General features: G+C 52.8%; 11 protein-coding genes. 9 read left to right on the top strand and 2 right to left on the bottom strand.

The genetic code is table 11. The annotated features are described in order from the left end of the window. Positions 1-30: 30 nt before the first annotated feature. The 3 genes from WG891_RS17010 to WG891_RS17000 all read left to right on the top strand — a co-directional run bounded on the left by WG891_RS17010 (position 31) and on the right by WG891_RS17000 (position 4,453). Positions 31-1,560 carry a cryptochrome/photolyase family protein gene (locus tag WG891_RS17010; RefSeq protein ID WP_337263870.1) on the top strand — a complete coding sequence of 510 codons (1,530 nt, stop codon included), beginning with the start codon at positions 31-33 and terminating at the stop codon, positions 1,558-1,560. 158 nt (positions 1,561-1,718) lie between these two features. Further along, the gene (gene dinG, locus WG891_RS17005) at positions 1,719-3,920 is read left to right on the top strand and encodes an ATP-dependent DNA helicase DinG (RefSeq protein ID WP_337263871.1); all 2,202 of its coding nucleotides are present in this window, start codon (positions 1,719-1,721) and stop codon (positions 3,918-3,920) included. Further along, the gene (locus WG891_RS17000; RefSeq protein WP_337263872.1) at positions 3,917-4,453 is read left to right on the top strand and encodes a LysE family translocator; all 537 of its coding nucleotides are present in this window, start codon (positions 3,917-3,919) and stop codon (positions 4,451-4,453) included. The genes dinG and WG891_RS17000 overlap by 4 nt, the downstream gene beginning before the upstream one ends. 45 nt (positions 4,454-4,498) lie before the next feature. Here WG891_RS17000 and WG891_RS16995 read toward each other — a convergent pair whose 3' ends face one another. Both WG891_RS16995 and WG891_RS16990 read right to left on the bottom strand, forming a co-directional pair. Then, positions 4,499-6,616 (bottom strand): DUF2207 domain-containing protein, encoded by a 2,118-nt coding sequence (locus WG891_RS16995; RefSeq protein WP_337263873.1) that lies wholly within the window; start codon positions 6,614-6,616, stop codon positions 4,499-4,501. A gap of 4 nt (positions 6,617-6,620) precedes the next feature. Then, positions 6,621-7,163, bottom strand: coding sequence for a LemA family protein (locus tag WG891_RS16990; RefSeq protein WP_337263874.1), 543 nt, complete (start codon positions 7,161-7,163; stop codon positions 6,621-6,623). Positions 7,164-7,291: 128 nt separating this feature from the next. Here WG891_RS16990 and WG891_RS16985 point away from each other — a divergent pair, with 128 nt between their 5' ends. From WG891_RS16985 to bcsB, 6 genes are all read left to right on the top strand, one after another. Further along, entirely contained in the window at positions 7,292-7,924 is a 633-nt protein-coding gene (locus WG891_RS16985) for an FMN-binding negative transcriptional regulator (RefSeq protein ID WP_337263875.1), read from the top strand. 37 nt (positions 7,925-7,961) lie between these two features. Next, positions 7,962-8,915 (top strand): DNA-binding protein YbiB, encoded by a 954-nt coding sequence (gene ybiB, locus WG891_RS16980; protein ID WP_337263876.1) that lies wholly within the window; start codon positions 7,962-7,964, stop codon positions 8,913-8,915. A 425-nt stretch (positions 8,916-9,340) separates the two neighbouring features. After that, positions 9,341-9,847 carry a cellulose biosynthesis protein BcsO gene (gene bcsO, locus WG891_RS16975; RefSeq protein ID WP_337265220.1) on the top strand — a complete coding sequence of 169 codons (507 nt, stop codon included), beginning with the start codon at positions 9,341-9,343 and terminating at the stop codon, positions 9,845-9,847. Then, positions 9,838-10,641, top strand: a complete 804-nt coding sequence (gene bcsQ, locus WG891_RS16970) for a cellulose biosynthesis protein BcsQ (RefSeq protein ID WP_337263878.1) — start codon at positions 9,838-9,840, stop codon at positions 10,639-10,641. The genes bcsO and bcsQ overlap by 10 nt, the downstream gene beginning before the upstream one ends. A gap of 20 nt (positions 10,642-10,661) precedes the next feature. Continuing rightward, positions 10,662-12,791, top strand: a complete 2,130-nt coding sequence (gene bcsA / locus WG891_RS16965) for a UDP-forming cellulose synthase catalytic subunit (RefSeq protein ID WP_337263879.1) — start codon at positions 10,662-10,664, stop codon at positions 12,789-12,791. Further along, positions 12,788-15,220 (top strand): cellulose biosynthesis cyclic di-GMP-binding regulatory protein BcsB, encoded by a 2,433-nt coding sequence (gene bcsB, locus WG891_RS16960; RefSeq protein ID WP_337274586.1) that lies wholly within the window; start codon positions 12,788-12,790, stop codon positions 15,218-15,220. The genes bcsA and bcsB overlap by 4 nt, the downstream gene beginning before the upstream one ends. The last annotated feature ends 23 nt before the right edge of the window (positions 15,221-15,243 follow it).

Below are 15,243 nucleotides of genomic sequence, written 5' to 3'. Positions count from 1 at the left end.
GGTTCTCACATCGTTGTTGGAAGGGGAGATATGACGGAACTCAGGCTCATTTTAGGCGATCAGCTCAATCCCGAGCATTCCTGGTTCAGGCAGCAGTCAGATCACGTTGTTTATGTGATGCTTGAGCTGCAGCAGGAAACGCGATACGTCCGCCATCATGCGCAGAAGATTATTGCCATCTTTGCTGCTATGCGCGAATTTGCCCGTCAGTTGCGTGAGCAAGGCCACCGGGTGCGCTATGTCCAGCTTGACGATCCTTCGAATCGCGGGTCGCTGACGGATAACCTTGATGCGCTCATTGCCTATTACCAGGCGGTAACATTCAGCTGGCAACTCCCCGATGAATGGCGTTTGGACGAGCAGCTAAAACGCTGGTCTGCAACCTGCGCGATAAAGACCATCACCGTGGACAGCGAGCACTTCTTTTGTGAGCGCCATGAGGTATCAGCGTTTTTTGGCCAGCGTAAATCTTGGCGCATGGAACATTTTTATCGCGAGATGCGCCGCCGCGAACGGGTGCTGATGCGCCCGGACGCTACGCCAGAGGGGGGAGAATGGAACTACGACGCCGAAAATCGCAAGCCATGGAAAGGCCACCCTGCGCCGCCGGGCGATCATCGGCCGATGCACAACCATAGTGCACTCTGGCATACCCTCACCGCGCTTGAGGTGCCAAGTTTCGGTGAGGCGCATGCCGGTGATTTCCGCTGGCCATTGGATCGAAAAGAGGCATTGGGGGGGCTGGAACGCTTTGTCCGCGATGATCTTCGCCACTTTGGCGATTGGCAGGATGCAATGCACACGGACTCCTGGCACCTGTTTCATTCCCTGATCTCCTTTGCACTGAATACTAAAATGCTCTCTCCACGGGAAGTGGTTGCCAACGTGCAGGCGGCTTGGCAACGCGGCGAGGTGCCCCTGGCCTGTGCAGAGGGGTTTATCCGGCAGGTGTTAGGCTGGCGTGAGTATGTGAGAGGCGTCTATTGGGCAAAAATGCCCGGCTATCGCGATAACAATTTCTTCCACCACCAGCGCCCGCTTCCTGATTGGTTCTGGAACGGCAACACGAAAATGAACTGCATGGCACAGGTTATCGGGCAGTCGCTGGATCATGCCTATGCGCACCATATCCAGCGGCTGATGATCGTCGGGAATTTTGCATTACTTGCCGGGCTTGCGCCTGCGCAGGTTCACGAATGGTATTTAGGCATTTATATCGATGCCTTTGAATGGGTTGAATTACCCAATACGCTTGGGATGAGCCAGTTTACTGATGGTGGTTTGCTGGCGAGTAAACCCTATGTTTCCAGCGCCGCCTACATTAATAAGATGAGCAATTACTGCTCACAGTGTAAATATAATCCGCGAGAGCGCACCGGGGAAAATGCCTGCCCATTCAATGCGCTTTACTGGCATTTTTTTATTCAGCATCAGTCGGCGTTGGGGCACAACCCACGTCTGTCGATGGTCTATCATCAGATTAAAAAATTCTCACCGCAGGAGCATGAAAATATTACTCAGCACGTGAAAAACCTGCTGATAGATATAGAAAAATTATAATCACCTCCCCATCTGGCGTGAGCCTATGCCGATCACAGCGGAACGCGAGACTTATTGCGCGGCACTGCGCATTGTTGGCGCGCCTTGCGTAACTCGGGCTGACGCCGCGGGCAGTCTGTGGGACAATAGCGCCATCATTTCGTTTAGATAAGAGTTGAATGGCGCTCTCCTCCGCAGTTAAAGATCAGATCGGCCAGTGGTACAAAGCCCTGCAACAACAAATACCGGACTTTATTTCCCGCGCTCCGCAGCGGCAGATGATCGCCGAAGTGGCGAAAACCCTTGCGGGGGATTATCAACGCCATCTGGCGATCGAAGCCCCGACCGGCGTGGGCAAAACGCTCTCGTACCTGATCCCGGGCATTGCCGTCGGGCGTGCCGAGAGCAAACCCCTGGTGGTCAGCACCGCCAACGTGGCGCTGCAGGATCAGATCTACAGTAAAGATTTGCCGCTGTTGAAGAAGATCATTCCGGATCTGAAATTCACTGGCGCATTCGGCCGTGGGCGCTACGTTTGCCCGCGCAATCTGGCGGCAATGAGCACCGACGTGGCCGAGCAGGGCGATCTGATGCTGTATCTGGATGAGAATGAACTGGCGCCGTCCAATGGGGAAGAGCAGGCGCTGTGCCAGAAGCTGTCGAAAGCGCTTACGCGCCATGAGTGGGATGGCCTGCGCGATCATTATCAGCTATCGATCGACGATCATCTCTGGGCCAAGCTGAGCACCGACAAGGCCAACTGCCTGGGCCGCAACTGCCATTATATCCGCGAATGCCCGTTCTATATTGCGCGTAAAGAAATCGAGACCGCCGATGTGGTGGTGGCGAACCATGCCCTGGTCATGGCGGCGCTGGAAACCGAATCGGTGTTGCCGAACCCGAAAGAGCTGCTGCTGGTGCTGGACGAAGGCCATCACCTGCCGGAAGTGGCACGAGATGCGCTGGAAATGGAAGGGGAGATCACCGCGCTGTGGAGCAACCTGCAACTCGATATGATCCTGCGCCAGGTAGAGCAATGCATGACGCAGTATCGCCCCAAGAATCCGCCGGGTTTGGCCAACAGTGAACGCCTGAAAAACCACTGCGAAGAAATGCGTGAGCTGATCCAGATTTTCGAACATCAGGTCAACGCATACCTACCGCCAGACAGCAGCAATGCCGAGCACCGTTTCGAAATGGGTGAACTGCCTGCCGAGATGGTCGAGATCTGCGCGCGCCTGTTTAAACTCACCGACGGGCTGCGCGGGCTGGCCGAATTTATCCTTAACGATCTCACCGAGCAAACCGGCAAGCACGACATCGTGCGTTTGCATCGGTCAATTATCCAGATGAGCCGCACGCTGGGCTACCTGGAAGCCATGAGCAAGCTATGGCGGCTGGCGGCGCTGGACAAGTCTTCCAACGCACCGATCTCCAAGTGGGTGGCGCGTGAGCTGCGCGATAACGTCACTCACCTTTATCTGCACTGCGTGGGTATCCGCGTTAGCGATCAGTTGGAAAAACTGCTGTGGCGCAAGGTGCCGCACGTGGTGATCACCTCTGCGACGTTGCGTTCGCTTAACAGCTTCTCGCGCTTGCAAGAGATGAGTGGGCTAAGCGAGAAGGCGGGGGATCGCTTCGAAACCCTGGATTCGCCGTTTAACCACGTTGAGCAGGGCAAGATCGTTATTCCCAAAATGCGTTTTGAACCGGCCATGGCCAATGAGGCCGAGCATCTGGAGGAAATGGCGCGTTTCTTCCGTGGTGAGCAGGCCAGCGGTAAGCACAAAGGGATGCTGATCCTGTTCAGCAGCCACCGGGCAATGCAGACCTTTTTGAGCTATGTGACCGATCTGCGTCTGATGCTGCTGGTGCAGGGCGATCAGCCACGCTATCGGCTGGTGGAAGAGCACCGCAAACGGGTAGAGAAGGGCAGCGCCAGCGTGTTAGTGGGGTTACAGTCGTTTGCTGAAGGGCTGGATCTGAAAGGGGAACTGCTGACCCAGGTGCATATTCACAAGATCGCTTTCCCGCCGATCGACAGCCCGGTGATCCTGACCGAGGGCGAATGGCTTAAATCGCTGAACCGTTACCCGTTTGAAGTGCAAAGCCTGCCAAGTGCGTCTTTCAATCTGATCCAGCAGGTAGGGCGCTTGATTCGCAGCAACGAATGTCACGGTGAAATCGTGATTTACGATCGCCGCCTGTTGACCAAAAGCTACGGTTCACGTCTGTTGGCAGCGCTGCCGGTGTTCCCGATCGAACAGCGCGAGGTGCCTGAAGCCGATAAGGCGCATCTGGCGGCACTGGCATCTGCCGCCAGCGCGGCAAAAAAGGAGAATAAGCGTAAAAACCCGTTTGCCCGCCGCCGTGCACGTTGATTAGAACAGGGCGGCGCGCCGGTTTTGCTTCGCTGGCGGGGATTCAGGTGGGCACTTATTGCCATGCGCTGGCGGCGGCATTGGGCCTTTCGCAACTGTTTGTTGTCGTACCTTTGGCCTATGATGCGCTACGTTTATTGGGTGCGGCCTATCTGCTGTATCTAGCAGTGAAAACGCTGCGTTCGGGCAGTAACTTACAGCTATCTGCCGGTCTACAGACCATTCCAGCCCGGCGGATCTTCCAACAAGGGTTACTGACTAATATCCTCAACCCCAAAATGGCCCTGTTTGTGCTGGCGCTATTTCCGCAGTTTATTGATCCACGGGCGGGTTCGGTAGTGTTACAGATGCTGGTTCTGGCAACCCTTCTCAATATGATGGGGGTGGTGGTTAATGGCGTGGTGATCCTGGCGGTCAGCGGCATGAAAAGCCGCTTTGCAGGCCAGCGATTCTGCCCCCGTTGGCCCCATTATCTGCTGAGTGGCGTCTTTGCCGGGCTGGCCTGCAAGTTGATCTTCGACAGCCGCAAATAGTTGCTTTGCAGCTATGCAGCGTGGATGGCTTTGGTGGCGGAGTCTTTACCAGCCGCCGCCTCCGCCGCCCCCTGAACCGCCCCCTGACGATCCGCTACCGGAAGAGCCGGAGCCGCTGTAGCTGGAGCCTGAACTCGAGCTTGAACTGCTACTGGGGCGATCCATGGAGGATGAACGGCAGGATTGGCTAAAGTGATGCACGTTGTTCCAATCTGCATCGGCGAACACCTCCGACATGGCTCCGCTGGTGCTCAGGTATTGTGCGAAGGTATTTGCCCAGGTTTTACCCACACCGAGCGCCAGCGCGTAGGGGAGCATACGTTCAAAATGGGAAACCAGCTTATCGGGTGGATAGAGTGCCTGATAGCGATATTTCTCTGCCGCACCAAGATACAGTTTCAGCCCTTGGGCAGTGGCTAAATCATTCAGCCCCCGCTGTGTGTAACCTGGTACCCGCCAAGCAAAGGCCACGCAAAGCAGAATCGCGGCCAGCAGAGCGCCGACGTACCCAGCGGGAAGTTGCGTCAAAGGCAGCATGCCAAACATGAAAACACCACTGAAAAAGATGGTAAAAGAACCAAATATCAGCAAAAGAAGCAGCGGAATAGCTCCCCAGGTATTCAAGATTATCTTCGGGCTAAATAAGAATTTCAGCGGTAAAGAAAGTAACGTAATACCGAATAACAGGAACAATAAGGCTGGAATAGTCACTATTGCCGCACCGGCGTTAAATAATGTGCCGCAGATAACGGGGATCAGCAACATGAGGTATATGCCGCGCCGTAGAGGCTTCGCCCATTTACTGAATAATAATTCCTGCTGGTTTTTACAGCGTTGCTCTAACCATTTACGGGCGTTCTGCATTGGCCTTTGGTAGGCCTTGCTGAGATTAATGTTCTTACGATCACTGACAAACAGGGTGCTCAGCAATTTTTTGTCATTAGCATTTAACGGCTTGCTATTTCCATCAGGTTGTAGCGATAACCACTGTTCTTCCACCGTGCGGCCTTTGGCAAACCACAGCACTTTCGCCTGACTCTGTTTTACCCTAATAGCCACCGCGCGCTTAGCCACGAGATCCAACAGATCGCTACTGAAAGCAACGTCATCGTACCTTCGCTGAGTAATATAGCGCAGATAACCCGGCGACATCTCTGCAGGGAGCGCGTACAGCGGCACGATAGGCGGCATTTTCAGCCCGTTGGCAGTAACATTTTTACGCCACCAAAGCAGGTAATAGCCAATAATCAGAAACAGGGGGATCCATAATGCACCGGTTTTCACCGTCGGCAGCAACAAATGCGCCAACGGTGAAGCGGCTTCCGGTGCGGGGGCGCTGGCAAGAATGCTGCGTGGCCAGGTATAAACAACGGTCAACCCAGCACCTTGTTCCAATGGTTGTATGGTCTGCACGCTGCCATCGGGTAAAATCTTGGCATTTTGCTCTTTGGCACCTGGCAGGCCGGTATAGATATCAACGGATCGTAACCGGGTGTCTTTGCCTGCGCCATTCAGAAATGCGCCCGCTTCGGGCAATTCCAGATGAAAACTAGCGTGATCAATCGCATAGGCCCAGTCGTTGCCGGTCACATTCCAGTAAAGTTCATCCCAGTCTGGGAAGCGGCTAAAGTGGTTACGAATTTGGTATTGGATCTCATAGTGGTAAATGCCGGGTGCCAAGATATGTTCAGCGCTGCCAATACGAACGGTGAGCGTTTTGCCTTCTTTAACCACGCTGAAAGGTTCGGCGACGCCATCGCGCAACACGTTCTTGATCTGATAGTCGACGCTGAAAATTTTGCCGTCTTGCCGGTTCCAGCTTAATGGCAGGGTACGGAAAATCCCCCGGCGTATTTGTTGGCCCAAGGACAATACCTTGATGCTTTCGCTCACCGCCATGCTGCCGTCCGTATCAAAACGCGCCCGGGTATCGAACGATAAAATGTGCTCATCGGCACGAACGCGGTGAGAGGGCGCCGCTGCTTTGCTCTTACTCTCGCTCGCCGCGGCGGCGACGGGTATGCTGATGGCAATATCATCGGGTGCTGCTGAGATGACGGCCGTGCTACTGGCAAGATCATCGGTTGTTGCCTGAGCTGCTCCTGTAGCCAGTAACAAAAACAGCCAGAAAATGCTGAGTATTCTGCCAGACCAGCTTGCCATGCTGTCACTCCATCCGTGGTAACTTGGCATCTTCAGGATCCTCAAGCTCAAAAAACGCGTCCACGTTAAAGTTAAACAAACGGGCCAGTAATAAGCTCGGGAAAGACTCCACCAGAATATTGAAATCGCGTACCGTGCTGTTGAAATAACGGCGTGCCATCTGCAACTGTTCTTCTATTTCTGCGAGAGATTGTTGCAGGGAGAGAAAGTTCTCGTTGGCCTTCAGTTCTGGGTAGGCCTCGGCCAGGGCAAAAATACGCCCCAAAGTGCCTGAATATTGCCGCTCGCTCTCAGCAATCTGCTGAGTATTACCCACCAGATTGTTGCGCTGGCGAGTGATTTCCTCCTGTAACTCTTTTTCATGTTGAGCGTAGCGTTTGACCAGGTTAAGCAGGTTCGGTGCCAGATCGTGGCGGCGTTTGAGCTGTACTGCGATACCGCTCCAGGCTTCGTCTTTAAAACGGCGCAGAGAGATAAAGCGGTTATAGGTCACGATTGCCCAGATCAGCACCACAGCAATCACGGCTAAACCGATATAAATTTCCATTTTTCCATCCGTGTTGGCAGAAGAGACATAATTCCTTTCGATATCTACGGATATTATCCTATTCGAGTATCCGCGGTAAATCGTGATACATATGTGAAACTCCCCTGATAACAAGGATGCGGCTCGCTATGTACCAACCTACCTCATTCCGTGAAGATGACCTTGATAACCAATTAGCCTTAGTGCGGGCCAACCCGCTGGGGCTGCTGATCAGCCACAGTTCGCAGGGCTTGCTGGCAGATCCGCTGCCCTTTCTTGTCGACGTCGATCGGCAACAGCAGGTGATATTGAGAGCCCATATGGCACGCGCCAACCCCCATTGGCAACGGTTGCACAGGGGGCCGGAGTGTCTGGTGGTGTTTCAGGGAGCGGAGGGGTACATCTCGCCGAGCTGGTATGAAAGCAAACGCCAGCACGGCAAAGTGGTGCCAACCTGGAATTATGCCGCAGTGCAGATGTGGGGTGTGCCCACGGTGATGGAAGATCCGCTCTGGCTGCGCCAGCAGTTGGCTGGGATAACAGGATTAAACGAGAGTCAACAACCGCAGCCCTGGAGCCTTGATGATGCTCCTGCCAACTATATTGCCAGCCAGATGAAGGGCATTGTCGGCATTGAAATTGTTGTCACGCGCCGGGAAGGCAAATGGAAAATGAGCCAGAACCGCAGTGCTGAAGATATCAGCGGGGTGATCGCCGGGCTACGGGCAGGCGATAGTGCGCAGCAGCAGTTGGCCGCTGAGGTTGAGCGGCGTCGTGGATAAGATATGCTATAACAAAATGAACCAGCGGAACTGAACCATGGATTACAGCAAAATTATCAAAGAAATAGGTCGTGGTAAGAATCATGCGCGCGATCTGGATCAGGAAACCGCGTTTCAGCTTTATCAGGCGATGTTGGCGGGTGAGGTCCCTGAGCTTGAGCTGGGGGGCATACTGATTGCCATGCGTATTAAAGGAGAGGCCGAGGCGGAAATGCTCGGCTTCTATCGGGCGATGCAGCAGCAGGTGATGCGTCTGCAACCCCCGCAGGGGCGCCCGATGCCGGTGGTGCTGCCAAGTTACAACGGAGCACGCAAGCAGGCCAATCTGACGCCGCTGCTGGCCTTGTTGCTGGCTCGAGTAGGGCTACCGGTCGTGGTGCATGGCGTCCTGAATGACAGCACGCGGGTGACCAGTGCGGAAATCTTCCGTGCGCTCGGTGTGCCGTGGTCTGAAGATCCTTGTCATGCACAGCAGCGATTGGAAAACGGTCAGCCCGTTTTTATCCCGATATCTGCGTTTTCCCCGCCAATGGGTGCCCAGCTTGATCTGCGCTGGAAAATGGGCGTGCGTAACAGTGCCCACACGTTGGCCGAGTTGGCTACGCCGTTTGCTGATGAAGATGTGCTGCGTATCGCCAGCGTTTCTCACCCGGAATACGTTGCGCGTGTGGCATCGTTTTTCCGCCAAATTGGCGCACGTGGCCTGCTGATGCACGGCACGGAAGGGGAAGCCTATGCCAATCCGCAGCGTTGCCCGCAGATTCATTACATCACCAGCGGCGAACAGCGGGTTTTACTGGAACGGCCAGCGCAGGATGTGCCGGTTGCGCTGCCCGCAGCCAAAGATGCTGAAACTACCGCGCGCTGGACTGAACGCTGTTTGGCGGGTGAGGTTGCCATTCCTGAGCCTATCTCACGGCAGATCGCCTGTTGTCTGCTGGCAACCGGTGTGGTGGCTACTCTGGAGCAGGGGTTGGCCTGTTTACGCTGAGAAACTCGCTTTTGCCTTGCCGAAAAACGGTAAATTCTAGGGATTAATGTCGAACCATAGTATTCAGCGATCGAAATCTAGGCTGTTTGGGGGGACGCGCACTGTTTATCAATAGGAAAACTTTAAAAACGCAGGTGTATAACTTTACAAAAGTGGATTACACTCAAAAGGCACTTTGAGGAGAGGGTGATATCTGCCTGATGAACCTCGAAATACATCCACCTGATGAAAAGTATTACTTCTGTTTTAGTCGGTTCACGGTTGTAAAACAGGGTTCGCAGACTAATATATCTAGATCGTAGGAGAAAGGGCTCTGAACGGGCTTATGCCGTAATGTAATACGTATTTTGGGCTATAAATCACGTTGTCAGCATGAGCTATTTGCATTCATTGCATAGAATGCGAAGTCTATTATATGGGTATGGATGATGAGCAAATATGATGATGTTCAGCAGTTCAAAAATAAAATCAATATGAAACATATTGATTATAAAGAATTTTCTACAGAAGATAGTTCATTGGCTTTGCACCGCTGGCCTATTGTTGAGCAAGTGGCAGAAGAAGGAAATGGCACGTTTTCCAGCCTTGAGCGCAGCATGCAGCCGACACCAGTGAGTGCCAGCGAGTTCTCCCAGATTTCATCCTCAAGTTCGCACCAACCCGCGCAGCCCAATGCTGCAGTAACCCAGAACCCATCATTGCCAGGGCAAGCTTCCCACGATTTTAAACAGAGGATCCCTGTGCCAAACCGGGATGAACAGCTTGCTGCGCCGGTGGCCGCTGCGGTGCCACCTCCCCCTGCGCAAACGCAGGATCCACAGCGTTTTAAAAAAATGTTCAGCAAGAAAACCTCTTCTGCTGGAGAAGGTAGCAATACTGGCCGTAATGCATTACTCAAACCACTTTTAGAGATTATTGCCTCATGCCGTTAGTCTGTGTTTGTTCTCCCAAGGGAGGGGTAGGAAAAACTACAGTTGCTGCTAATTTGGCTTATGCTTTGGCCCGCAGCGGCAGTAAAGTTTTAGTGGTGGACTTCGATACGCAAAATGCGTTGCGTCTTCATTTTGGTGTGCCTATTGCCGATAATCGTGGCTTTGTTGCTCAATCAGGAGCCTTATCTGATTGGAGTCAGTTTATCCTCAAAGTCGGGCCCAACCTGTTTGTTTTACCCTGCGGTGAAGTGACGGAAGACGAACGACTCCAGTTTGAAGATAACCTGATGAATGAACCTATGTTCATTCAACGTGGCCTCAGTGCAGTGCTTAAAATTCCGGATATGGTGGTGATCGCCGATCTGCCCCCTGGCCGTAATGCAGCGCTGAAAGCCATGGAGTCTGTGGCGGATATGCGTATCGTTGTCTTGCTGGCCGATACGGCCTCTCTTAGCCTGCTGCCGCTTGTCGAACAGCATAAGTTTATGAACAAACCGCTCAATAATAAAATGGGCGAATATTATGTGGTGAATCAGAGTGATATGAGACGCACTCTGAGCCGCGACGTCACGCTTTTTTTTGAGCAGCGTTTGCGGGATAAACTGTTGGGCACGATTCATCGCGATGAATGCGTGCCTGAGGCAAACGCATCGCAGCGGGCGATCATGGACATCAGTCCCGTTTCGGCTGCCGCATTTGATGTCGATCATATAAGTAAAAAAGTAGCAGTTATTTTAGGGCTAAGCGTGGGCGATGGTGCGTATCATCATACTACGTCTATTTATAGTTCTTAATTAGGGCGGTTTGGTCAGCTATGAATAAATTACTTTTCTCTTTTTTACTGCTGTTGGCCTTACCTCTGATTGTACTGATTATCATTGCGCCAATGAGCAGTGATAATCAGTACATCTTTGGTTTCATCTGTATTGCCATCGTATTTATTCTCGGGGTGAGTAAAAGCAAGAAAGTCACCCTGATCATGATCGTCATGTCAACAATGATGTCATTGCGCTACATATATTGGCGTGCAACGGAAACTCTGCATTTCAATACTACCCTGGAAGCGGTGCTGGGGATTGCGCTGTTTATGACCGAGCTGTATGCCCTGGTCATTTTGTTGTTTGGGTATATACAGACTACCTGGTCACTAAAAAGAACCATTGAGCCTTTGCCTGAGGATATTTCACTGTGGCCAACGGTAGATATTTATATCCCTACCTATAACGAAAGCATGGATGTAGTGCGTGATACAGTGCTGGCGGCACAGTGCATCGATTATCCCAAAGATAAAGTGAAGATCTATGTGCTTGATGACGGTAAACGTAATGAATTTGCGGTATTTTGTGCCGATGCGGGCGTAGGCTATATCACCAGAAGTGACAACAAACATGCCAAAGCGGGCAACCTGAATAACGCCATGAAAGTGACTCAGGGCGAGTTAATCACGGTGTTTGACTGCGATCACGTGGCTACCCGGGCCTTCTTACAGGCTACGGTAGGCAGCTTCCTGGTTGATGAGCGTTTGGCCTTGATTCAGACCCCACACTATTTCTATTCACCCGATCCTTTCGAACGCAACCTCTCTGAGGCGAGTAAAGTGCCGAATGAAGGGGCGCTGTTCTATGGGCCGGTACAGCAAGGTAATGACAACTGGAACGCGACTTTTTTCTGCGGTTCTTGTGCGGTTATCCGCCGCACGGCGTTGGAGCAGGTGGGGGGCTTTGCCGTTGAAACTGTGACCGAGGATGCTCATACCGCGTTGAAAATGCAGCGTTTGGGATGGGGATCGGCGTTTTTGGCACTTCCTCTGGCTGCCGGTTTGGCCACCGAACGTTTGGGGTTGCATGTTATTCAGCGAACTCGCTGGGCACGCGGAATGACGCAGATTTTCCGCGTGGATAACCCCATGCTGGGGCGAGGCCTGACCTGGCAGCAGCGTTTGTGCTATCTGAACGCCATGCTGCATTTCCAATACGGTTTACCGCGCGTCATATTCTGTATCGCGCCGTTGTTTTATCTGTTATTCAACCTGAATATCATTGCGTCATCGGCGGGGTTAATTTTTGCCTACGTATTGCCCCATCTGGTGATGTCGATTTATATCAACTCCAGAGCAACAGGGCGTTATCGTTATTCGTTCTGGGGGGAAATATATGAAACCGTCATGTGTTTCCACCTGGTTATCCCTACCATGCTGGCGATGATTTCGCCAAAGCATGGCAAATTCAACGTGACGGATAAAGGAGCGTTGTTGGACGATAACTATTTCGACTTCCACATTGTGCGGCCGCACATCATTGCGGTATCGCTGTTATTGTTGGGAACCGCATGGGGAGTTGCACGTCTGTTTATCCCCGATCACTATGGGGCAAACCCTCAGGTTATTATGCTGAATATCGGCTGGGCCACTTTCAGTATGATCATATTGCTCGCTTCCATTGCGGTGGCGCGCGAAACCCGCCAGATCAGAAAAACCATTCGTGTTGAAGCCTCAATTCCCGCCGTTCTCTATTTTGCCAGCGGCGCGGCGATGCGCACGGAAACGATAGATCTTTCAATGGGGGGCGTGAGTTTGAAAACCCCGGATGAGCGTTTCCTGGGGGATCCTATTGAAGAGGTTGAGCTGGCATTGAAGTCCGGCACCGTGAGCTTCCCGGTGGAAGTTATTAACGTTGATAAATCCGTGACCCGTTTGATGTTCCAAGAACTGCCGATCGAAAAACGACGGGAACTGGTGAGAGTGGTTCTGGCCCGTGCTGATGCCTGGATCCGCGATAAGCCGCACGCGCCCGATCGGCCACTGCGCTCATTCCTTGGGATTCTTCGTTGTATTTTTGAACTGTTTTATTTCTCCTGGCAGGATCGCCGCGAAAAGAAACGCCGGAAACAGCAGGGCAAGCAGCTAGAGATAAAACAGGGCCAGGACAAGGAACAAACAATATGAGAGTAGTGGGAAGAACGCTACCAACCGCTATGCTTCTGGCAAGCAGCCTGCTTTTGTGGTCCTGCCTACCTGGTGTATTGAGTGCCGCCGAGCCAGTGATTCCCGTGCCACCAGGCAGCGAAGTTCCGGGTTTGCCATCGTTACCTCGCCCAGTTGATTCCCCGCTGCAACCTGGAGCGGTGCCGGGGAGTGGGGATCCGGCTGCGACTGGGAGCACAGCGGCTGATAATCCGGCCTCGCAACCAGACATGCCACAACCTGCTCTAAATCAGTCGGTTGAATCTACGCTCAGCATTATTGACATGGGGCAGCCCGCGGGGTTGACGCTGAATAACTGGCAGCGGCAATCAGGGATCACCTTTACTTTACCCAGCGATTCGGTGGTGACGGCTGCAACCCTATTGCTTGATGTCGAAGTATCACCGGCCTTGATGGAGGGGGACGCAGAACTGCACCTGATGCTCAACGGGCAGCCCCTGAGCCAACACTTACTGAACAAGCTGCATCAGTCCAAGGTGACCTATAAGGTCGCTGTCCCAGCGGCCATGGTGGTGGCGCATAACAACCTGAGCTTCAGTATTAAAAGCAGTAATGATGCCGCCATGCAGTGCGAAAAGGGCGCATCCGATAAATACTGGGTAAAAGTATTGCCGAGCAGCCATTTGCAGTTGGAAGGCCAGGTACTGAATATCGGCCAAAATCTTGGCCGCTTCCCGCGTCCATTTTTCGATCCACAGGCGATGCAATCTTCTGTCGTGAATATGGTCTTCAGCCAGGCCAAGAGGCCGGAGGATGTCGGGGCTGCGGCAATAGTCAGTTCTTATCTGGGCATCTTGACGCGTCATAACAATCTTGATTTCCAGATATTGCAGGATGCGCTACCTGAACAGAATGGGATTATTTTCGCCCGGCCAGGGGAGCAGATCGGCGAACTAACGTTACCGCAGGCCGATGGCCCGACGCTGCAACTGATCGATAACCCATTAAACCCGGTTTACAAGCTGTTGCTGGTGATGGGCAATAGCAGTGCCGAGATGCGTCAGGCGGCTTACCGCCTGGTCAGCCAGCCGTTACCGGAGAAAACGGCACTGTTGGCGGTGAAGCCGGTGGCGATCCCTGAGCGTGTGGCTTATGACGCGCCACGCTGGATCAACACTACCCATCCAGTCAAGTTTAGTGAGCTGGTGGCCGATGTTGATGAACTTACCGTCACTGGTGTCTTCCATGATGCGGTACGCATTGCGTTCCGCGCTGCGCCGGATCTGTTTATCTGGGATGGCCGAAATGTGCCATTGCAAATCAACTACCGTTTCCCTACCGATAGCTGGATTGACGAAAATAGGTCGCAACTGAGTGCGACGCTGAACGGAACTTTTTTACGTAATTTGCCGGTTAATAAGTCGGGGTTGCTGGAATTGCTGTGGCGCAAATTTGGTGGGGATACCCGTCAGGAGAGCTACAGCCTTCCTTTGCCGCCTTATCTGATTTACGGCGATAACATGCTGGAGCTCTATTTTTCTATCGTGCCTAAAAATGGCTCCTCCTGTAATCCTGCCGATAGCGACAGTATCAAGAGCCGTATCGGCCCCGATTCTTACATCGATCTGAGTAAAACGTATCATTTCACCGAACTGCCAAATCTTTCTTATTACGTCGGCGCCACCTTCCCATTCACCCGATTGGCTGATTTTTCGCAAACCGTTCTGTTATTAGCTGAAAAACCGACTATAAATGAAATTCGGACTCTGCTTAATCTGACGGCGCGGGCGGGTATTGCAACCGGCAGTGCCATCAGCAATGTTGACATCCGTTTCGGGCTGAAAGGCAATGAAATGGACGATCCTGAATACAAAGGGCGGGATGTGCTGGTGGTGGCCTCATTGGCTCAGTCGGCATTTTATCAGCGCTTGTTGCAGGATGCGCCATTTGCCTTGGATAGCGGCGGTTTGCTGACGGTGAAGCCACAGCCGATGCAGGAAAGACTGCAGGCTTACCTGAAAGGCAACTGGCAGACGCAGGGCATTGATGCGGATCGTTATCTGTCGTCACTCTCCGATTGGCGCGGTTTTTTCAGCTTCCGTTCCGCTTGGGATCCGCAACGGGTGGTAGTGGTGGCCAGTGCCACCGATGATGAGGGGTTAAGTAAGATCTATACTGACCTGAAATCATTAAAGATTAACGCCGGGATCCGTGGCGATCTGGCGGTAATTACCGACCAAAATGGTGTGAACAGTTTCCAGGTCGGCGCTCAGTTCCCCAGTGGGGAGTTGCCTTGGTATCTGATCTTTATCTGGTACGCCAGTAAACATGTGGTGCTTTTATCTCTGGCTGGTTTAGTGATTTCCGTGGTGCTGGGGTTGAGTCTTTATGTTCTGTTAAGAAGGCATGCAGCCAAACGTTTAGGGAGAGATGCGGAAGATGAAGATTAAAACCTGTCTCGACCCGGTGTTAT

Source organism: Serratia sp. MMO-28, assembly GCF_037199905.1.
Lineage (GTDB): Bacteria > Pseudomonadota > Gammaproteobacteria > Enterobacterales > Enterobacteriaceae > Chania > Chania oryzae.
The sequence above is the reverse complement of the archived record's forward strand: the minus strand, read 5'-3'. Positions and strand labels throughout refer to the sequence as shown.

What these genes read in the sequence shown, in the direction of transcription:
- bcsQ (WP_337263878.1), top strand. Translation starts at nt 9,838, where the DNA reads ATGCCGTTAGTCTGTGTTTGTTCTCCCAAGGGAGGGGTAGGAAAAACT.
- WG891_RS17010 (WP_337263870.1), top strand. Translation starts at nt 31, where the DNA reads ATGACGGAACTCAGGCTCATTTTAGGCGATCAGCTCAATCCCGAGCAT.
- WG891_RS16990 (WP_337263874.1), bottom strand. Translation starts at nt 7,163, where the DNA reads ATGGAAATTTATATCGGTTTAGCCGTGATTGCTGTGGTGCTGATCTGG.
- bcsB (WP_337274586.1), top strand. Translation starts at nt 12,788, where the DNA reads ATGAGAGTAGTGGGAAGAACGCTACCAACCGCTATGCTTCTGGCAAGC.
- ybiB (WP_337263876.1), top strand. Translation starts at nt 7,962, where the DNA reads ATGGATTACAGCAAAATTATCAAAGAAATAGGTCGTGGTAAGAATCAT.
- dinG (WP_337263871.1), top strand. Translation starts at nt 1,719, where the DNA reads ATGGCGCTCTCCTCCGCAGTTAAAGATCAGATCGGCCAGTGGTACAAA.
- bcsA (WP_337263879.1), top strand. Translation starts at nt 10,662, where the DNA reads ATGAATAAATTACTTTTCTCTTTTTTACTGCTGTTGGCCTTACCTCTG.
- bcsO (WP_337265220.1), top strand. Translation starts at nt 9,341, where the DNA reads ATGATGAGCAAATATGATGATGTTCAGCAGTTCAAAAATAAAATCAAT.
- WG891_RS16985 (WP_337263875.1), top strand. Translation starts at nt 7,292, where the DNA reads ATGTACCAACCTACCTCATTCCGTGAAGATGACCTTGATAACCAATTA.
- WG891_RS16995 (WP_337263873.1), bottom strand. Translation starts at nt 6,616, where the DNA reads ATGGCAAGCTGGTCTGGCAGAATACTCAGCATTTTCTGGCTGTTTTTG.